The sequence below is a fragment of the Ardenticatena maritima genome (assembly GCF_001306175.1).
Taxonomy (GTDB): Bacteria; Chloroflexota; Anaerolineae; order Ardenticatenales; family Ardenticatenaceae; genus Ardenticatena; species Ardenticatena maritima.
The window spans coordinates 229322-249395 of record NZ_LGKN01000005.1 but is presented as its reverse complement, the minus strand read 5'-3'; the positions used below and the strand labels follow the sequence as shown (position 1 = coordinate 249395).

At 61.0% G+C, this 20074-nt stretch carries 15 protein-coding genes and 1 other annotated feature; of the genes, 12 read left to right on the top strand and 3 right to left on the bottom strand.

What is annotated here, in order from left to right; all coding sequences use genetic code 11:
• Positions 1–8 precede the first annotated feature (8 nt).
• Positions 9–1352: a sugar ABC transporter substrate-binding protein gene (locus tag SE16_RS08970; RefSeq protein ID WP_054493178.1), complete on the bottom strand. Its 1344-nt coding sequence runs from the start codon at positions 1350–1352 to the stop codon at positions 9–11.
• 94 nt (positions 1353–1446) lie between these two features.
• A complete protein-coding gene (locus SE16_RS15785; RefSeq protein ID WP_054493177.1) occupies positions 1447–2481 on the bottom strand; it encodes a LacI family DNA-binding transcriptional regulator in 1035 nt (344 codons plus the stop codon).
• Between the two features lie 194 nt (positions 2482–2675).
• On the opposite strand from SE16_RS15785, the gene SE16_RS08960 reads away from it, so the two are divergent.
• From SE16_RS08960 to SE16_RS08905, 12 genes are all read left to right on the top strand, one after another.
• The gene (locus SE16_RS08960) at positions 2676–4223 is read left to right on the top strand and encodes a UDP-N-acetylmuramoyl-L-alanyl-D-glutamate--2,6-diaminopimelate ligase (protein WP_082374272.1); all 1548 of its coding nucleotides are present in this window, start codon (positions 2676–2678) and stop codon (positions 4221–4223) included.
• A gap of 23 nt (positions 4224–4246) precedes the next feature.
• A complete protein-coding gene (gene recN / locus SE16_RS08955) occupies positions 4247–5989 on the top strand; it encodes a DNA repair protein RecN (RefSeq protein ID WP_054493176.1) in 1743 nt (580 codons plus the stop codon).
• Positions 5990–6044: 55 nt separating this feature from the next.
• Positions 6045–6293, top strand: a binding site (T-box leader).
• 37 nt (positions 6294–6330) lie between these two features.
• A complete protein-coding gene (gene alaXM, locus SE16_RS08950; protein ID WP_152918127.1) occupies positions 6331–7053 on the top strand; it encodes an alanyl-tRNA editing protein AlaXM in 723 nt (240 codons plus the stop codon).
• The gene (locus SE16_RS08945) at positions 7050–7670 is read left to right on the top strand and encodes a hypothetical protein (RefSeq protein ID WP_054493175.1); all 621 of its coding nucleotides are present in this window, start codon (positions 7050–7052) and stop codon (positions 7668–7670) included. The genes alaXM and SE16_RS08945 overlap by 4 nt, the downstream gene beginning before the upstream one ends.
• A gap of 4 nt (positions 7671–7674) precedes the next feature.
• Positions 7675–8247: a ribonuclease HI family protein gene (locus SE16_RS08940; protein WP_054493174.1), complete on the top strand. Its 573-nt coding sequence runs from the start codon at positions 7675–7677 to the stop codon at positions 8245–8247.
• Positions 8248–8277: 30 nt separating this feature from the next.
• On the top strand, positions 8278–11406 hold the full coding sequence (gene ileS / locus SE16_RS08935; RefSeq protein ID WP_054493173.1) for an isoleucine--tRNA ligase: 3129 nt from the start codon (positions 8278–8280) through the stop codon (positions 11404–11406).
• A 198-nt stretch (positions 11407–11604) separates the two neighbouring features.
• On the top strand, positions 11605–12768 hold the full coding sequence (locus SE16_RS08930) for an acyl-CoA dehydrogenase (RefSeq protein WP_060687495.1): 1164 nt from the start codon (positions 11605–11607) through the stop codon (positions 12766–12768).
• Positions 12769–12831: 63 nt separating this feature from the next.
• On the top strand, positions 12832–13341 hold the full coding sequence (locus tag SE16_RS08925; protein ID WP_060687493.1) for an acyltransferase: 510 nt from the start codon (positions 12832–12834) through the stop codon (positions 13339–13341).
• Between the two features lie 10 nt (positions 13342–13351).
• Positions 13352–14902, top strand: coding sequence for an acyl-CoA carboxylase subunit beta (locus tag SE16_RS08920; protein WP_054493172.1), 1551 nt, complete (start codon positions 13352–13354; stop codon positions 14900–14902).
• A 45-nt stretch (positions 14903–14947) separates the two neighbouring features.
• A complete protein-coding gene (accC, locus tag SE16_RS08915) occupies positions 14948–16441 on the top strand; it encodes an acetyl-CoA carboxylase biotin carboxylase subunit (RefSeq protein ID WP_054493171.1) in 1494 nt (497 codons plus the stop codon).
• Entirely contained in the window at positions 16438–16968 is a 531-nt protein-coding gene (locus tag SE16_RS08910) for a biotin/lipoyl-containing protein (protein WP_054493170.1), read from the top strand. The genes accC and SE16_RS08910 overlap by 4 nt, the downstream gene beginning before the upstream one ends.
• 146 nt (positions 16969–17114) lie before the next feature.
• Positions 17115–18335 carry a tetratricopeptide repeat protein gene (locus SE16_RS08905; protein WP_054493169.1) on the top strand — a complete coding sequence of 407 codons (1221 nt, stop codon included), beginning with the start codon at positions 17115–17117 and terminating at the stop codon, positions 18333–18335.
• A gap of 51 nt (positions 18336–18386) precedes the next feature.
• On the opposite strand, the gene serA is transcribed toward SE16_RS08905, so the two are convergent.
• Entirely contained in the window at positions 18387–20000 is a 1614-nt protein-coding gene (gene serA, locus SE16_RS08900) for a phosphoglycerate dehydrogenase (RefSeq protein WP_054493168.1), read from the bottom strand.
• Between the last annotated feature and the right edge of the window lie 74 nt (positions 20001–20074).

Below are 20074 nucleotides of genomic sequence, written 5' to 3'. Positions count from 1 at the left end.
GCTTCTGCTTATTGGCCGCTGATAGCCGCGCGAATTTGCTCGGCGGCGTTCTTGAACGCAACCTCCGGATCTTCTTGCTGCTGGAAGACCAGCGTAATCGCGTTGCCCCACGCTTCCCACACCGACGCCATTTCAGGAATGGCGGGCATCGGGTCAGCGTTCTGACCGGCCACGCCGAACGCGGCGATGTCGGGGTCGTCGGTGGCTTCACGCACCGGCAGGTAGGCCGACGGGCGCGGGTCTGCATCAAAGAGTTTCTGCATCACTTCGTCGGTCGCCACGAATTCGGTCAAGAAGGCTTGCGCCAGGAGCGGGTCTTTGCTGAACGCGCTGACCATGAAGCCGTGCACGCCCAGGAACGGCTTGCCTTCGCTCGTTTCATCCGGAATGGGCGCGATGGCGTAGTTCACACCCGATTCGCGGATACGGTTGAGCGCCCACGGACCGGTGAGGAACATCGCGGCTTCGCCGTTTTCAAACATGGCGTGCATCGTGTCCCAGTCCACGTCCGGGCTCAGGTGGCCTTCCTTGACCATTTGGTCGAGCCACTTCGCCGCGGCGATCGTGCCTTCGCTGTCAATGCCCAGGTCTTCGGGGTTGTACGAACCGTTTTCGTCGCGGCCGAAGACGTAGCCGCCGAACGCCGTCATGATCGGGTAGAAGTGGTAGGCGTCACCCGGTTGCAGGACGTAGCCTTGCTTCACCTTGCCTTCGGCTTCCAGCTGCGCGGCGATTTCGCGCACTTCGCTCCACGTCTGCGGCGCTTCGGGCACCAGGTCGGGGTTGTAGAAGAAGGCAAGGTTTTCGGTCAGGTAGGGCATGCCGTAGAGCTCGCCGTCGTAGGTGAAGGCTTGCACCGCGGCATCCAGGAACTTGTCGCGCTTGTCGCCCAGGTCAACGGGCGCCACCAGACCGTTCACTACCAATTCACCCAGCCAGTCGTGGGCGCCGATGATAATGTCAGGCCCTTCGCCAGCCGGACCGGCGACCTTGAACTGTTCGCGAATGTCGCCGAAACCGACCTGCTGCACAACCAGCTCGACGCCATACTGTTCCTTGAATTGTTCAGCCAGTTCTTGCATCACAGGGGCGCGGTTTTCGTCCGCCCAGATGACCAGCTGAGGACCCATTTCGCCTTCACCCTCAGCCGCGGCTTCTTCGGTCGCCGTCGGTTCGGGTTCAGCGGTGGGTTCTTCCATAGCCGCTTCTTCCGTCGGTGTGGGTTCCGCGGGTTGTTCAGCGGCGGGTTCTTCGGTTGCAGGCGGGGTTTCTTCGCCGCCGCCACAGGCAGCCAATGCCATAGCCGCCAGCAACAACGTAATAAGTGTCAACAACAATGTTCGGCGTTTCATCGTCTCTTTCCCTCCTGTCGAGACTTGGTTCATTGGTTGTCAAACGACAAACAGCCAGCAGGACAAACAGACAACATTCACTTCAAGCCAGGCCTCACCCCCTTTCCGGCGATTCTGTTCGTAAGGCAACGGTGTTACGTTCAATGAGCGTTGCAGGCAACACAACGCGGCTCACACTTGCCGCGCCGTTGGCGATGATTTCATGCAGCAGGCGCGCCGCTTCCGCTCCAAGTTCATACAGCGGCTGGCGCATCGTGGTCAGTGGTGGGTTGATATACGGCGCGACGGGGATATCGTCGAACCCCACCACGCTGATATCGTCCGGCACGTTCAGCCCCGCATCGCGTGCGGCGCGAATCGCGCCGATGGCCATGCGGTCGTTGATGGCGTAAACGGCTGTGGGGCGAGGTGAAACCTGAAGCAGGCGGCGCATGGCTTTTTGACCGGAGCGCTCGCTAAAATCGCCGGGCTGGTCGTATGCTTCCGGGAAATCCAGCCCCAGGTGCTCAATCGCCGCCAAAAAACCCGCCCGACGGTCGCGGCTGGCTAAGCGCCGCTCCGGACCGTTGATGATGGCAATGCGGCGGTGCCCCTGACTGTACAGATACTGCACCACACGTTGGGAACTCCCGTAGTTGTCCACGTCCACTCCAACAACGTCGGGCTCGCTGGCGTTGCCGATCACCACAAATGGAAACCCCAGTGATTTCAGGCGGCGCGTCATGTCAGAGCCCAATTCAAGGTCAATGAAGAGGATACCGTCCACCTGGCGCCGCTCGAAGATGGATTGATAAAACTCAAACGTGCCTTCGTCGTCCAACAAGGTCACAGCCATGCGGTGCTCGGTGAAGTAGTTGTAGGCACCGCGGATGATTTCGGTGAAGTAGTAGCCGCGTGGTTCATCGGAACGGGGTTCGCGGAACGAAGAAGGAATGATGACCCCCACTGCATCGGCGCGCTGGCGTTTGAGGGCGCGCGCCGCAAAATTTGGGTGATAGTTGAGTTCACGCACGGCTGCCAGAACGCGCTCGCGCGTTTCCGGATGGACGCCCGGTTGATTGTTCAAAACGCGCGAGACAGTTGAGCGAGAGACGCCGGCTCGTTTGGCAACGTCGTAAATCGTAGCCACCCCGTTCACCCCTTTTTTTGGAACGTTCTCACTGGGAACGTTCCCAAGTATATCACAAAAACAAGGCTTGTCAAGAGGCAATTTTGTGAAAAAAGAGACAAAATCGGCGCGAGCGAGACGCCTTGCAATTGCCAATTTGCCCGAACACATCAAAATACAAACTGTTCGACTTTGATATTGTAAGGGGTTATGGCATGACCACCGAGACGCACGTTTTGCTTGCAACCCTGCTTGCGGCGTTGCCGTGGGCGGAAACACCATCACCGCTTGCCAACCTTGCCATTCGCGGTATCACCGCCGACTCGCGTGCTGTTCAGCCGGGCACGCTTTTTGTCGCCTATCGTGGCGTGAGTGTGGATGGGCACCGCTTCATCGGCGACGCCGTGGCGCGCGGCGCCGCCGCTGTGGTCGGCGAAGCCGCTCCTGAGGACGTCGGCGCGTTGCCCGTGCCCTACATCCGCGTGCGCGATGGGCGCGAAGCCCTGGCATGGCTTGCCGCCGCCTGGCATGGGCATCCCTCGCAACGCATGCGTGTGGTGGGCATCACAGGCACCGACGGCAAAACCACCACCACCACGCTGGTGAGCAGTGTCTTGAGCGCCGCCGGCGAGCATGTGGGGGTGCTCACCACCATCGGCGCGACCATTGGCGGCCAACACTTTGAAACAGCGCCGCACACCACCACCCCCGACGCGCTGGAATTGCAACAGTATTTGCGCCACATGGTTGAGGCGGGGGTGACAACCGCCGTGCTGGAAGTAACATCGCACGGGCTGGCGCAACACCGTGTCACCGGTATCGCGTTCGATACCGCCATCGTCACCAACATCACGCACGAGCATCTGGATTTCCACGGGACGCTCGAAAACTACCGCCGCGCCAAGGCAATGCTTTTCGAGCACCTGATGAACACGCCGCACAAGCCCAACACGCCCAAGGTGAGCATCCTCAACGCCGATGACAGCAGTTTTGCGTACCTGCGCCCCATTCCCGCTGAGCGCTATTTGACCTACGCGGTTGAACAGCCCGCCGACGTGCGCGCCGAACAGGTGCGCTACGACAATAGCGGTACAACCGTGCGCGTTGCGTCGCCGTTGGGCACGTTCGACGTGCATACGCATCTGCTTGGTCCGTTCAACGTGTACAACGTGCTCGCCGCTGTTGCCGCCGGCATTGCCCACGGCGCAGATATTCCCGCCATTCAGGCAGGCATTGAGGCCGTTCAGCGCGTGAAAGGGCGCATGGAACCCGTGGACATGGGGCAACCTTTCCTCGTCCTGATTGACTTTGCGCATACGCCCGTCTCGCTTGAACAGGCGCTCACCGCCGCCCGCGCCATGACCGACGGGCGCGTGATTGTCGTCTTTGGTTCGGCGGGGTTGCGCGACCGCGCCAAACGGGGCATGATGGGGCGCGTCGCCGCACGCCTGGCGGATCTCGCAGTGCTGACCGCCGAAGACCCGCGCACCGAGGACGTGAACGCCATCATCGCCGAAATCGCCGCCGGGGCGGAAGCCGAAGGCGCAGAGGAAGGGCGCGACTATGTGCGCATTCCCGACCGCGCCGAAGCCATTGCCTACGCCGTGGCGCAAGCCCAACCCGGCGACGTTGTGCTCACGTGCGGCAAAGGGCACGAACCCACCATGTGCTACGGCACCACCGAATACCCGTGGAGCGAACACGACGCCGTGCGTGCTGCCTTGCAACGCTTGGGCTTCACCGCCCATCAACAACCATCCTGAGCCATCACAAAGGTAGTCTGCCTATGCTGGCCGAACTCACCATCCGCAACTTCGCCATCATTGATGAAATCCGTGTCCAGTTTGAACCGGGCTTGAACGTGCTCACCGGTGAAACCGGGGCGGGGAAATCCATCATCATTGACGCGGTTGGCTTGCTCTTGGGCGATCGCGCGCAAAGCGACGTGGTACGCGCCGGCACCGACCGCGCCCTGGTGGAAGGCGTCTTCCTGGTGGATGAACGGCTGGCGCGCACACTCCGCCCCCGTTTGCAGGAGCGCGGCTTGGTTGAAGCCGACGACCCGCTCGACACCATCATCCTCACGCGCGAAGTGCGCCTGCATGGGCAGAACATTTGTCGCATCAACGGGCGTCCCGTGCCGCTGAAACTGCTCCAGGCCGTGGGCGAACAGTTTGTGGACATTCACGGGCAAAGCGAGCACCTGTCGCTCTTGCGCCCCCGCACCCAACTGCGCCTGCTCGACCGCTTTGCCGGCACGCTCGACCTGCGCGCCCAATTCGCCGCCAAAGTCGCCGAATGGCAGCAGGTGCGCAAAGCCCGCGAAGCGCTGGCGCTCAGCGAGCGCGAACTCGCCCAACGTGTTGACCGTCTGACCTACATCGTCGAAGAAATTCGGCAAGCCAACCTTGCCCCCGACGAGGAAGAAACTCTGCAAGCCGAACGGCGCTTGCTCGCCAACGCCGAGCGCCTGGCGTTGCTCTCACAACAAGCCTACACCTTGCTCTACGAGGGCAGCGACGAACAACAAGCCGTGTTGGATATGCTCGGCGAAGTCCAGCGGGCGTTGAACGAACTGGCGCGGCTCGATGAACGCCTGCGCGAACAAGCCAACGACGTCCAAACCGCCGCCGCCATCCTCGATGACGTGGCGCACACCCTTAGCGACTACATGGAGCGTGTGGAGTACAATCCCGCGCGGTTGCAGGAAATTGAGCGGCGGCTCGACCAGATTTTCCACCTCAAACGCAAATATGGCGATTCCATTGAAGAAGTGCTGGCGGTTGCCGCCCGCGCCGAACAAGAACTGCAAGACCTCGCCGACGCCGAAGTGCGCCTGGCGGAACTGCGCGAACAGGAAGAAGCCCTGCTCCACGACATCGGTCGCCTGGGGGTGGAACTGAGCCGCGCCCGGCGTGAAGCCGCACGCCAACTCTGCGCCGCCGTCGAACACGAATTGCGGGATTTGCGGCTGGGGCATTCGCGCCTCGACGTTGCCTTCACCTGGCAGCCATCCCCCGAGGGGGCGCCCGTGCCCGACGCATTCGACAACGACCCCACCGCCCGCTACGCCTTCGACGCCAGTGGGTTCGACCGTATCGAATTCCTGGTCTCCACCAACCCGGGCGAACCGCTCAAGCCGATGGCGCGTGTCGCGTCGGGTGGTGAAACGGCGCGGCTCATGCTTGCGCTCAAAACCGTGCTGGGGCATGCCGACGAAACGCCCACCCTCATCTTCGACGAGATTGACACGGGCATTGGGGGACGCCTGGGGGGCGTGGTGGGGCGCAAATTGCGCGGTTTGGCGGAACGCCATCAGGTGCTTTGCGTCACCCACTTGCCGCAACTCGCCGCCTTTGGCGACGTGCATTTTCGCATTCACAAAGTCGTCGAAGGCGGGCGCACCCTCACGCGCGTGGAACGGCTGGACGAACAAAACCGCCTTGCCGAACTGGCGATGATGCTCGGCACAGGCGAATCGGCGTGGGAAGCGGCGGTGGAATTGCGCCGCGCCGCGCGGCAGGTTTGACACAACACCCACTTTGCCGTAAAAAAGCGTCAACAGCACTGCACAAGTGCATACGCAAAAGGCGATGACGGAAACGAGTAGGTGCGCACCGGGGCGCCAGCGAGTTGGGGATGGTGGAAGCCCAACGCCTACGACGCACCGAAAATCCTTCCCGAGCCTCTCCCCGAAACGCCGTGCGGCGGAGTAGACGGAGACGGGGGTCGCCGTCCGTTACCAACGGCGCGGGTGTACTGGCACCCGTCAGGAGTGGCCTGCCTGTGCAGGCAACAAGGGTGGTACCGCGAGCCAAACGCTCGTCCCTTGACGGGGCGAGCGTTTTTTGATGCGAAAAGGAGGCTCCCTTGACCGAGTTGCTCTACCAAATGGACAGTTATCTGCGAGAATTTGACGCCACGGTGCGCGCCGTGCGCGATGAAGGTGTCGTGCTCGACCGCACCGCCTTCTATCCGGGCGGCGGCGGGCAGCCCGCCGACACGGGCATGCTGACAGACGCCGAAGGCAACACCTACCGCGTGGTGGGCGTGAAGCGCCTCGATGGGCAGATTGTCCACCTGCTTGAAGGCGACGCGCGCCCTGCGCTGGGCGCGCCTGTGCATGGTGTGCTGGATTGGGAGCGGCGCTACCTGCTCATGCGCACCCACACCGCCATGCACATTTTGTGCGGCGTCGTCTGGCGCGATTACGGCGCGCAGGTGACGGGCGGCAACATGGAGCCGGGTCGGGGGCGTATGGATTTTGAGTTTGAGCACTTGCACAAAGACCTTGTGCAGGAAATCGAGGAAAAAATCAACGCCGAAGTCGCCGCCGCGCGTGAAGTGCGCGTGGCGATTCTCCCACGTGAAGAAGCCTTCCAAATTCCCGACTTGATTCGCACCAAAATCAACCTCTTGCCGCCGCACATTCAGGAAGTGCGTGTGGTGGAAATTGTGGGGCTGGATTTGCAAGCCGACGGTGGCACGCACGTCGCCAACACCCGCGAAGTCGGCGCCATCAAAATTGTGGGCTACAAAAGCAAGGGGCGCATCAACAAGCGCCTGATGATTGCCTTGGAGGAGGGACTGTGAACTATCTTCACCCGCCGCGCAAAGGGGAAGCGCTAGTGCAAAGCGGCACGGCGCAGGTCGAAGACGCCAGCGGCGCGTATCTCGAAACGTGGGAGCACTACCGCGCACCCGACGGCAGCAGACTGGTGCGCATTGAGCAGACGGGCGCGCACACGCGCCTGGTGCATGTCATCCTCTCGCCGACGGGCGTGCTTGACCGCCTGCAAGTGCGTGTCTCCCTGGCGGACGGTCGCCACGAGCAGACCTACACCTTCTTTGACGATAGCGTGCTGATTGCCGACAACCGTGTGGCGGGACGCCAGGCGATTCCCCCCGTGCAGATCGTCCTGACGCCGTTTGCGGCGGTCCCTCTCTGGCAGTCGCCCCCCAGGGGCGACGTCTCCGCCCTGGTGGTGTCAGCCGCGCCGGGGGGACGCCTGCATTGGGAAGAACGCACGCTGCACATCGCCCCGCCTGAAACGGAGACGCTGACGCTGGGCGGTCAGCCCATTGCCGCGCATCGCTACACGCTCAGCGGCGACGATTTCAGCGCGACGCTCTGGCTGGACGACGCGGGAATGCTATTGCAAGCCCAAACGCCCGCCTACACGGCACATTTGACGCGACGAGGGTGGTAAGCCGATGAGCACCAATCGCATGGACGACATCCTGGCGCGCATTCGGGCGCTGAGCGAAGAGGAACGGCGCACGTTGTTCGCACGCTTGTGGCAGGAAAACGACCTTGCCGAGGCTTTGCGTGCCGCGCAACACCTGCGCCCTGCGGCTTCAGGCGCCGCAACCTGGCCGCAAGACGTGCATTATGTGCTGATTTTCGATGGAGGGAGCAAGGGCAACCCCGGCAAAGGCTACGGAAGCGCCATGCTTGTGCGCACGGATACGGGACAACGCAAAGTGCAACGCTTCGACTTTGAGGGCAGTTTGACCAACAACGAAGCCGAATACAAGACGCTCATCGAAGCCGTGCGGCTCTTGTTGGACAAAATCCGCGCACATGGAAAAGACCCCGCCGCCTATCGGCTGGAAGTGCGCGGCGACAGCGACCTGGTGGTTCAGCAGTTGAGCGGGCGCTGGAAAGCCCGCGACGCCCGCATGGCGGCGTTGCGCGATGAGGCGCTTGCCTTGCTCAATCAGTTTGGGGGCTGGCGTATCACGCATCACGATCGGAGCAACAGTGTGCACTGGTTGGGGCACTGAGCGCAAAAATCCTCAAAAAGGAGGGAGTCAATGACTGTTTTCGAGCCGGTTTCCAATAAACCACAGTTTGTTGAAGAAGAAAAACGTATTCTCGACTTCTGGAAACAAAACCGCATTTTTGAAAAAAGCGTCGAACAGCGCGAAGGAGCGGAGCCCTGGGTCTTCTACGAAGGACCGCCCACGGCGAACGGTTTGCCGCATATCGGGCACGTGCTGACACGTGTCTACAAAGACATCTTCCCACGCTACCGCACCATGAAGGGGCGCTACGTGCTCCGCAAAGCGGGGTGGGACACGCACGGGCTCCCCGTGGAACTGGAAGTGGAAAAGCAACTGGGGCTGACGGGCAAAAAGCAAATCGAAGAGTACGGGGTGGCTGAATTCAACAAACTCTGCCGCGAATCGGTCTTCCGCTACGTCGAAAAGTGGCGTGAACTGACCGACCGCATCGGCTTCTGGATTGACCTTGACCACCCCTACGTGACGATGGAGAACTCGTACATCGAAACCATCTGGTGGATTCTCAAAAACTTCTGGGAACGCGACCTGCTCTACCGCGACTACAAAGTGGTGCCCTATTGCCCGCGGTGCGGTACGCCGCTCGCCAGCCACGAAGTATCGCTGGGCTACGCCGAAACCGAAGACCCCTCGGTCTATGTGAAATTCCCCGTCGCCGATGAAGAAGGCGTGTACCTGCTCGCCTGGACCACGACGCCCTGGACGTTGCCGGGCAACGTGGCGTTGGCGGTGGGCGAAGACATTGACTATGTGAAAGTGCGCCACGGCGACGACGTGCTCATTCTGGCGAAGGAACGCCTGAGCGTGCTCGATGGGGACTACGAAATCCTCGCCGAGATGAAGGGCAAAGACCTCGCCGGGATTCACTATCGCCCACTCTACCGCTTCTTGCCCGTCGAACAAGAGTACGCCTACGTCGTCACGGCTGACTTCGTGAGCATCGAAGACGGGACGGGGATTGTGCACATCGCGCCCGCCTTTGGTGCGGACGACATGAACGTGGGACGCCAGTACGGCTTGCCCGTCTTGCTCACAGTCAACGATGAAGGGCGCTTCATTCCCGAAGTCAAGCCCTGGGCGGGCATGTTCGTCAAAGAAGCCGACCCGCTCATCATCGAAGATTTGCAGCGGCGCGGCTTGCTCTACAAAGCCGAAACCTACGTCCACAACTACCCCTTCTGCTGGCGGTGCAAAACGCCGTTGCTCTACTACGCCCGCCCGACCTGGTACATCCAGACCACGCGCTACAAAGAGCAACTGCTTGAAAACAACCGCAAAATCAACTGGGTGCCCGAACACATCCGCGATGGGCGCTTTGGCAACTGGCTCGAAAACAACATTGACTGGGCGCTGGGACGTGAACGCTACTGGGCAACGCCGTTGCCCGTCTGGACGTGCGACGAGTGCGGCGAAATGGTCTGCATTGGCTCGGTGAAGGAACTGGAAGAACGCACCGGGCAGGATTTGAGCGACCTCGACCTGCACCGCCCCTACGTGGACGAAATCACCTTTGCCTGCGAAGCCTGTGGCGGCACCATGCGCCGCGTGCCCGAAGTGATTGACGTCTGGTTCGACAGCGGCGCCATGCCCTACGCGCAATGGCACTACCCGTTCGAGAACGAAGACATCTTCAAACAGCAGTACCCCGCCGACTTCATTTGTGAAGCCGTTGACCAGACACGCGGCTGGTTCTACTCCCTGCACGCCATTAGCACCTTGCTCTTCAACCAGCCCGCCTACAAAAACTGCGTGGTGCTCGGGCTGATTCTGGACGAAGAAGGGCAAAAAATGTCCAAGAGCAAGGGCAACGTGGTAGACCCGTGGGACGTGCTCAATGTCCATGGTGCGGACGCCGTGCGCTGGTACTTCTTCGTCTCCGCGCCCCCCTGGGCGGAACGCCGCTTTGGCGTCAACGTGGTGGAAGAGGTGGTGCGCCGCTTCTTGCTGACACTCTGGAACACCTACGCCTTCTTCGTCACCTACGCCAACATCGCCGACTGGAACCCCGCAACGGGGGAAACGCCGCCCGTGGCGGAGCGCCCCCTCATGGACAAGTGGTTGCTCAGCGAGCTGCACCAGCTCATCAAGACGGTGGACGCCAAACTGGATGGGTTCGACGCCACCGGCGCAGCGCGCGCGATTGACGCCTTCGTTGACCAACTCTCCAACTGGTATGTGCGCCGCAACCGCCGCCGCTTCTGGGACGGCGACGCCGCCGCCTTTGCCACACTCTACGAAACGCTGGTGCTGCTCAGCCAATTGCTCGCGCCCTTCACGCCCTTCCTGGCGGACAACCTCTGGCAAAACCTGGTGCGCCGTGTGCGCCCCGACGCTGCGGAGAGCGTCCACCTGACGGACTTCCCCGTGGCGGACGACGCGCTTATTGACGAAACGTTGAACGAGCAGATGGCGCTTGTGCAGACGATTGCCAGTCTCGGCTTGTCCGCCCGCAACAAAGCCCAACTCAAAGTGCGCCAGCCGTTGCGCGCGGTGGTGGTCAGCTTGCCCGCCGAGGAACGCGCGGCGCTCGAAAATCCCGAAATGCAAGCCATTCTGCTGGACGAGTTGAACGTGAAGGAACTGCGCTTTGCATCCAGCGATGAGTTGGCGACCTACAAAGTGGGTCCCAACCCCGCCAAACTGGGTCCCAAGTACGGCAAACTCTTCAAAGCCCTGCGCGAATACCTGAACACCGAAGACAACACCCCCATTGCGCGGGCGTTGCTGGCGGGGCAAACCGCCACCGTCACGGTCGAAGGGCAAACGCTCGAAATCGCACCCGATGAAGCCACCGTGGAAACGCTGGACGCGCCCGGCTACGCCGTCGTCACCGAAGGTCCCTACACGGTCGCCGTCACCACCGATGTTGATGACGCCCTGCGCCGCGAAGGGCTGGCGCGTGACATCGTGCGCCACCTGAACCAGCTGCGCAAGGAAGCCGACTACAACCTGACCGACCGCATCGTGGTCTGGGTGCATGGCGACAGCGTGCAGGAGGTGCTGGATGAGTGGCGCGACTACATTGCCCGTGAAGCCCTTGCCACCGAAGTGAAAACCGACGCGCCGCCCGCCGACGTGGACGCGCAGCAGCGCGTGGCGCTGGATGGTGGCGAGGTGGTGCTGGCGGTCAAGCGCCCCTAAAACACCGACGTCCGCAGCGTGCAACGTGCGACGCGCCGACCAGGTGCGTCGCACGTTTTTTGTTGGCGCGCCTGGGTGGTGCTCATTCTGTACTTTCTTTCACACCCGCATTTTGTTATAATCCGCGCGGCTGGACGACCAACCACAACAGCATATCGCGCAACAATCAATGGCGATGAGACCCAAAGGAGGCACTGCATGAATATCGAACTGACCCAAGAACAGCGCATGATTCGCGATTTGGCGCGTGATTTTGCACAGAACGAAATTGCCCCTGTTGCCGCGAAGTACGACGAAGCGGGCGAATTCCCATGGGAAACCGTCAAGCAGATGGGTAAATTGGGGCTCATGGGCATCATGGTGCCCGAAGAATACGGCGGCGCTGGGCTGGATACGCTCTCGTATGTCCTCGCGATGGAAGAAATTTGCAAAGCCGACGCCGCGCACGGCACCATCATGTCGGTCAACAACTCCCTCTACTGCGAAGGTATCTTGCAATTTGGCACGGAAGAACAAAAGCGCAAGTATCTCGTGCCGGTTGCCACAGGCGAATGGGTGGGGGCGTACAGCCTCACCGAGCCTGAAAGCGGTTCGGACTCCGCCGCGCTGAAAACCCGCGCCGAACGCCAAGGCGACGTCTACGTCATCAACGGGCGCAAATCGTGGGTGACAAACGGTCCCGTTGCCAACGCGCTCATCCTCTTTGCCCGCACCAACCCCGACTTGCCGAAACACAAAGGCATCAGCGCCTTCATCATCGAAACCGACAAACCCGGCTTCACCGCCGGCAAGCCGGAGCACAAACTGGGGGTGCGCGCCAGCGTGACCTGCGAATGCACCTACGAAAACTACGAATGCCCCGCCGAAAATCGCTTGGGTGAAGAAGGCGAAGGCTTCAAAATTGCCATGACCATCCTCGACAACGGGCGTATCGGCATTGCCGCGCAAGCCCTGGGCATTGCCCAAGCCGCATTTGAAGCCAGCGTCAAGTGGGCGAAGGAACGCCACGCCTTTGGTGGTCCCATCGCCAATTTGCAAGCCATCCAGTTCAAGCTGGCGGACATGGCGACCCGCATTGAAGCCGCGCGCTTGCTCGTCTATCAGGCGGCGATTGCGAAAGACCGCGCTAAGCAGACCGGTGAGCGCTACACCAAACTCGCCAGCATGGCGAAGCTCTACGCCAGCGAAACTGCCATGTTCGTGACACACCAGGCCGTCCAGATTCACGGCGGCATGGGCTATTCCAAAGAACTGCCTGTGGAACGCTACTTCCGCGACGCGAAAATTACCGAAATCTATGAAGGCACCAGCGAAATTCAGCGGCTGGTGATTGCCCGCAACATTTTGCGCGAGCAACTGTAAGCCAACCCGCCCCGCCTGCGTGACCCGACTGAGCAGGCGGGGTTTTTTCTCACGGTGGGAGATATGTCGGAAAAACCGACGCATCGGCGTGAACGACTGTTCATTTCGCCCTCGTTGGGGCGCGAAAATTCGCTCAGCTACTGGTGGAAAGCCGTTCATCCACTCCGTGTGGTGTGGAACTTTTGCTGGATTTACGCCGCGCGCTACTGCCCATCACTGGCGCTCAAACGCTGGATGCTGCGCCGCACGGGCATGCGCGTGGGCAAATCCGTCTCGGTGGGGCTCGCCGTCGTTTTCGACATATTCTTTCCCGAGCTCATCACCATCGGCGACAACAGCATCATCGGCTACAACTCGGTGGTGCTGGCGCACGAATTTATGGTGGATGAGTGGCGCAAAGGGCCGGTGGTGATTGGTAAAAATGTGAGTATCGGTGCGAACTGCACTATTTTGCCGGGTGTTGTCATTGGCGACGGGGCGACCGTTTCCGCCATGAGCCTCGTCAACCGTGACGTGCCGCCGGGCGCGTTTGTTGGTGGTGTCCCGGCGCGTGAATTGCAACGACAATCGTGAAGGAGGTGCCATGACGCTCGACCCCAAGATTGAGGAACTGCGACGCCGAAAGGCGCAAGCCCGCATGGGCGGTGGGCCGGAGCGTATCGAACGCCAACACAAAGCGGGCAAACTGACCGCACGTGAGCGCATTGAGCTGCTGTTGGATGATGGCAGTTTTCAGGAACTGGACGTGCTCGTGGAGCACAACGAAACCAACTTTGGCATGGCGAGCAACCGCATCCCCGGCGACGGCGTGGTGACGGGCTACGGCACGATTGACGGGCGGCTCGTGTACGTCTTCGCGCAAGATTTCACCGTCTTCGGTGGCTCGCTGGGGCGCGCCCACGCCAACAAAATCTGCAAAATTCTCGACCTCGCCATGCAAAATGGGGCGCCCGTTATCGGTTTGCAGGACTCCGGCGGGGCGCGCATTCAGGAAGGCGTGGTCAGCTTGGGCGGCTACGCCGACATCTTTTTGCGCAACACCCTTGCCAGCGGCGTCATCCCCCAAATTTCGGCCATCATGGGACCGAGTGCAGGCGGCGCTGTCTATTCGCCCGCCATCACCGATTTCATCTTCATGGTCAAAAACACCTCGTACATGTACGTGACCGGTCCCGACGTGGTCAAAACGGTGACGCATGAAGAAGTCACCCATGAGGAATTGGGCGGGGCGATGGTGCACAGCAGTAAAAGCGGTGTGGCGCACTTTGCCGCCGAAAATGAACCGCACTGCCTGGAAATGATTCGCACCTTGCTCAGCTACATCCCGCAAAACAACATGGAGGACCCGCCCTACCAGACGCCGCTCGACGACCCGCTGCGCATGGAAGAGGCGCTCGACAGCATCGTCCCCGACAACCCCAACAAGCCCTACGACATGAAAGAAGTCATCCGCCTGATTGTGGATGATGGTGTCTTCTTTGAAGTGCAAGAACACTTTGCGCAAAATATCATTATTGGCTTTGCCCGCTTCAATGGGCGTTCGGTGGGCATTGTCGCCAACCAGCCCGCCGTTCTCGCCGGTGTGCTCGATATTGACGCCTCGGTCAAAGCCGCGCGCTTCGTGCGCTTCTGCGACGCCTTCAACATCCCCATCGTCACGCTGGTGGACGTGCCGGGCTTCTTGCCCGGTGTGGCGCAAGAGCATGGCGGTATCATCCGCCACGGCGCGAAACTGCTCTACGCCTATGCCGAAGCGACCGTGCCCAAAGTGACCGTCATCACGCGCAAAGCCTACGGTGGCGCGTACGACGTGATGAGCAGCAAACACCTGCGCGGCGATATCAACTACGCCTGGCCTAGCGCCGAAATCGCTGTGATGGGCCCCCAAGGGGCGGTGAACATCATCTTCCGCCGCGAACTCGCCGAAGCGGAAGACCCCGAAAAACGTCGTGAAGAGTTGGTCGCCGAATACCGCGAACGCTTTGCCAACCCCTACGTCGCCGCTGCACGTGGGTACATTGATGACGTGATTGAACCGCACCAGACGCGCCCCAAAATCATCAGCGCGCTGGAAATGCTGCGCAACAAGCGCGTCAAAAATCCGCCGAAAAAACACGGGAACATCCCGCTGTAAGCGTTGAGTTGGGGAGCGTTGAGAAGAGCGTAAAGGGAAACAGCTATGTTCCAGAAAGTGTTGATTGCCAACCGTGGCGAAATTGCTGTGCGGATTATCCGTGCCTGTCAGGAACTGGGCGTGCGTACCGTCGCCGTCTATTCCGACGCCGACCGCAAAGCCCTGCATGTGCGCTACGCCGATGAAGCCTACCACATCGGTCCACCCCCGCCGGGCGAATCGTACCTGCGCATTGACAAACTGATTGACGTTGCCCTGCGTGCCGGCGCTGATGCGGTGCACCCTGGGTATGGGTTTCTGGCTGAAAACGCTACCTTTGCCCGCGCCGTCGCCGAAGCCGGGCTCACATTCATCGGACCAAGCCCGGAAGCCATCGCGCTGATGGGGGATAAAGTCGCCGCGCGCCGAAGTGCAGAACGCGCCGGCGTGCCGCTTGTGCCGGGCACCAAAGGCGGGCTGAGCGACGAGGAACTCATCGAAGCCGCGCACCGCATTGGGTTTCCTGTGATGGTGAAAGCCGCCGCCGGTGGTGGGGGTAAGGGGATGCGCATCGTCCGCACCCCTGAGGAATTGCCCCGCGCCATCCAGGCCGCCCGCCGCGAAGCCAAGGGCGCTTTCGGCGATGATTCGGTCTATATCGAGAAACTCATCGAAGGCGGTCGCCACATCGAAATCCAGATTCTGGCGGACGAGCATGGCAACGTCATCTCGCTGGGCGAACGTGAATGCTCAATCCAGCGTCGCCACCAAAAATTGCTGGAAGAAGCCCCTTCGCCTTTCATGGATGAAGACCTGCGCCGCCGCATGAGCGAAACAGCCGTGGCGCTCGCGCGCGAAGTGGACTACGCCAACGCGGGAACAATCGAATTCCTGGTGGACCGCGATAAAAACTTCTACTTCCTCGAAATGAACACCCGTTTGCAGGTGGAGCATCCCGTCACAGAACTGGTGACGGGCGTGGACATCGTCAAGGAACAACTGCGCATCGCCTCAGGCCGCCGCCTGCGCTACAAGCAGGAAGACATCACCATGACCGGTTGGGCGATTGAAGCGCGTATCACCGCCGAAGACCCCTTCAACAACTTCCTGCCTTCCATCGGTGTGATTACGCGCCTGCAAGAACCCACGGGGCCGGGCGTGCGCATCGAAAGCGGCGTCTTTGAAGGCTTTGAAGTCTCACTGCACTACGACCCGATGATTGCCAAACTGGTTGTGTATGGGGAAACACGCGGCGACGCCATCTTGCGTTTGCGGCGTGCGCTCAACGAATACCGCATCCTGGGCGTGAAAACCAACATCCCCTTCCATCGGCGTCTTGTGGACAATACCAACTTCATCGGCGGTGTGTACGATACCGCCTTTATCGAAAACACGCCCGAATTGCTGCAACCAACCAGCCAGAAGCGTGGCCTGGAAGCCGCTATTGCCGCTACCTTGCTCATGCACCAGCGCCGACAGAAAGCGTTGGTGTACGTGGCGGGCACCGATGACACCACCAGCCGCTGGCGTCTGGCGGCGCGTATGGAGGCGCTCCGATGAGTACACGCTACATGACCTATGTGGACGGTCGCGAAGAACCGGTTGAAATCATCATCCACGTGGACGGCACTGTCGAAGTGGACGGCGAGCGCGTGGATGTTGACCTGGTCCACATCAGCGACGAGACGATTTACTCCATGCTGCTCGCCAACCGTTCCCACGAAGTCTTTGCCGAATACGAGGGCGAAGGCGAATGGATTTTGCTGGTTGATGGTGAACGCCACGAAGTGCGCGTTGAAGACGAGCGCATGCAACGCTTGCGGCAATTTGGCGGCGGGACGCATGGTCCCGTTGGAGATACCAGCGTGGACGCTCCCATGCCGGGGTTGGTTGTCAAAGTGCTGGTCAATGTCGGCGACGCCGTCGCGGAAAACCAGCCTGTCGTGATTCTGGAAGCGATGAAAATGGAAAACGAACTGCGCGCGCCCGTCGCCGGTGTTGTCAAAACCGTGCGTGTGCAGCCGGGCACAGCCGTCAATCTGGGCGAATCGCTGGTGGTCATCGGTCCGCCGTCGGAGGAGTCTTGACGCTGGGAACGCCCGCCACGTTGGCGGGCGTTTTTTTGCCTGAATGGAGACGCCGTTCGTTGAATTTGCGCGTTTGTGCGGAAGTAACTACGCTTTGTACAGACGAGCCACACCGAAGCCGCACACACGCAGGGAGGAGCCAGGTTGTGACGACCATTCTCGACTTTCGACAAGGGGTAGCACAGCGTTTGCTGCGCGAAGGCCGCCGCTACGAAGCCAAGGGCGACCTTTCGGCTGCCGCTGACACCTACCGCCGCGCTGTCGAGATGGATCCCGATTTTTGCCCTGCACGTCTCGCCCTGGCTGACCAGTACCGCAAACTGGGGCGCTTTGAAGAGGCGTTGGAGCAGTGCCGTATCGCCGTTGAACTCATGCCCGATGCGCACACCCATTTGCAACTCGCGCAACTGCTCATGGAACTCGGCCACTTTGCTGAAGCCGAAAGCGCTTTGCTCCACGTCCTGCGTGATGAGCCCGAAAACAATGTTGCCCGCTTTACGCTCGCTTTTCTCTACTACCGACGCCGCGACTATGCCACCGCCATCACCGAGTTTTACCGCGTTGCCCAATTAGACCCGAATTGGGCAACGTTTTTCTTTTTGGGGGATTGCTACTTCTCGCTGGAACGCTTCGACGTGGCGCAACGGGTTTGGAAAACCGCTTTGCTCTACGCGACATCATCCGATGAATTCGACCTCACGCGCAACGCGTTGCAACGTGTGCGCCGCTACCTTGAATTTCCCCAGCGTGATTACGCCGATTTGAAAGCCCACTACTACCGCGAAGATGGCGTGGTCTATCTGGGCACCGCCGAGGATGACGGCTTGCACATTCCGCCCTACATCTCGCATGATTTCACGTTCCGCGACATCGCCGTGACGTTGCGTCGCCTGGTGGCGCTTCTCGAAGCGCTGGGGATGACCTTCGACGCCGTCGCACCGGTGGACATCGTCAGCCTGCCGCTGGCGCTGGCGTTGAGCCACTGGTGGGGCACACGCACCGAACCATTGCCCACCGACCACGTGTTGCTGGTGCAGGCGCTGGGGCGTGAAGCGGCTTCCCTTCGCATGGTGGCGGAAGAGCAGATGAGCGCCATCACGTTCTGCCTGAGCGTTGGCTGGCGTGAACCGTGGCTCCCTGACCTGATTGGCGTGGTGGCGCCGCTGAAAAGCAGTGTTCCCTGGTACGCCCCCGATGCCCCACACGCCGATGCGCAATGTCAACTCGACCGCGCCGACCATCTCGCGCAAACCCTTTTGCAAGAGATGCACACACTCCCCCCAGACCCCAACCTTGACGCCCAACTTGCCTACTACACCGAACAACACCGCCTCTTGCGCTTTGCACCTGCGCCGCGCTTGCAATAAAAAAGCCTGCCAGAGTCTCCTCTGACAGGCTGAGAGACGACCGCCCAAAGCCTAAATTTCCACCAAACGCACGTCCTCAATCCCTTCAATCGCGCGAATTTGGTCGAGCACATCCGCCGGCGGCTCCTCATCCAGCCCGATAGCCATGACGGCTTGACCGCGCGGCTGGTCGCGCCCCACTTGCATGAAACTGATATTCACATCGGCTTCACCCAAAATGGCGCCGACTTTCCCAATCATGCCGGGGCGATCTTGATTGCGGCAGAGGAGCATGCACCCTTGCAGTTCCAAATCAATCCAGAAATCACCAATGCGGATGACGCGCGGGCTGCCACGCAACACCGCCCCCTGGACGCTGTGGTAATCGCCGTTGGTCAGGCGCACCTCGATGGTTTCGCTCAACCCGTCGGTTGCCGTGTGGCGTTCTTCAACCACGCGCAAGCCCCGTTGTTGCGCCAGCAAATCGGCGTTCACGAAGTTCACATGGTATTCGCCAATCGGTTCCAGCAAGCCTTTGATGACCGCCGCACGCAAAAGCCGCGTATCTTCGTTGAACGCTCCCCGGTAGATGATGCGCACTTCACTGGGACCATGCGCCACCAATTGCACCGCCAGCCGTGCCAGGCGTTCCGCCAAGTCCACAAAGGGGCGCAGTTCGCGCAGGGTTTCGGGGGCGAGCATGGGGGCGTTGACGGTTGTCGGCGCGAGTTCGCCGCGCAGAGACATGAGCACGGCGCGCGCCACTTCCGTCGCGACGCCGATTTGCGCTTCGGTGGTACTGGCGCCCAGGTGGGGCGTGGTGACGATTTTGGGGTGCGTCGCCAGGCGTGTGTCGCGCGGGGGCTCTTCGCTGAACACGTCGAGCGCGGCGCCCGCCAGCCGCCCTTCGTCCAGCGCCTGTATCAGTGCGTCTTCGTCCACAACACCGCCGCGCGCCACGTTGATGAGGTAGGCGGTGGGTTTCATCAGCGCCAGCCGCTCCGCGTTGATGAGGTTGCGCGTGCTTTCCACCAGCGGCACGTGCAGCGAAATGAAATCGGCGGTTGCCAGCAATTCTTCCAGTGAGACGAGTTCAACGCCCAGCGCTTGGGCGCGTTCACGGGGAAGGTAGGGGTCGTAGGCAAGCACGCGCATGCCCAAGCCGCGCGCACGCCGCGCGACTTCACCCCCCACACGCCCAAAGCCGACAATGCCCATCACCTTGTCCACCACCGCCGTCCCGACGAAGCGATGGCGGTCCCACTCGCCCCGTTGCATGGCTTGGTGCGCTTGTGGAATGTTGCGCGCCACGGCAAACATCAGCGCGATGGCGTGTTCGGCGGCGGCGATACAGTTGGCGGTGGGCGCGTTGACGACGATAATCCCGCGTTCAGTGGCGGCGCGCAGGTCAATGTTATCCACACCCGTGCCCGCACGCCCGATGACGCGCAAACGTTCTCCCGCTTCAATCACATCGCGCGTGACTTTGGTGCCACTTCGCACGATGAGCGCGTCGTATTCGGGAATGATGCGCACCAACTCTTCGTGGGGAATTTTGTAGCGCGTATCCACCTCGGCTTCTTCACGCAACAGCGCCAACCCCGATTCGGCCAGCGGTTCGGTGACGAGAATGCGTGTTGTTGTGGGGCGGTGTGTGCGTTCAATCGGTTGAGCGACTTCTTGCATGGGTCTCCTCCTCAAAACTGGATAATGGTTGACAGTGGACCTCTCTCGCGACAAAAGCAAACGGGCGAACTCAT

Coding starts and splice junctions, on each gene's coding strand:
- SE16_RS08970 (WP_054493178.1), bottom strand. CDS start 1,352: ATGAAACGCCGAACATTGTTGTTGACACTTATTACGTTGTTGCTGGCG.
- SE16_RS08960 (WP_082374272.1), top strand. CDS start 2,676: ATGACCACCGAGACGCACGTTTTGCTTGCAACCCTGCTTGCGGCGTTG.
- recN (WP_054493176.1), top strand. CDS start 4,247: ATGCTGGCCGAACTCACCATCCGCAACTTCGCCATCATTGATGAAATC.
- SE16_RS08940 (WP_054493174.1), top strand. CDS start 7,675: ATGAGCACCAATCGCATGGACGACATCCTGGCGCGCATTCGGGCGCTG.
- ileS (WP_054493173.1), top strand. CDS start 8,278: ATGACTGTTTTCGAGCCGGTTTCCAATAAACCACAGTTTGTTGAAGAA.
- SE16_RS08930 (WP_060687495.1), top strand. CDS start 11,605: ATGAATATCGAACTGACCCAAGAACAGCGCATGATTCGCGATTTGGCG.
- SE16_RS08925 (WP_060687493.1), top strand. CDS start 12,832: ATGTCGGAAAAACCGACGCATCGGCGTGAACGACTGTTCATTTCGCCC.
- SE16_RS08920 (WP_054493172.1), top strand. CDS start 13,352: ATGACGCTCGACCCCAAGATTGAGGAACTGCGACGCCGAAAGGCGCAA.
- accC (WP_054493171.1), top strand. CDS start 14,948: ATGTTCCAGAAAGTGTTGATTGCCAACCGTGGCGAAATTGCTGTGCGG.
- SE16_RS08910 (WP_054493170.1), top strand. CDS start 16,438: ATGAGTACACGCTACATGACCTATGTGGACGGTCGCGAAGAACCGGTT.
- serA (WP_054493168.1), bottom strand. CDS start 20,000: ATGCAAGAAGTCGCTCAACCGATTGAACGCACACACCGCCCCACAACA.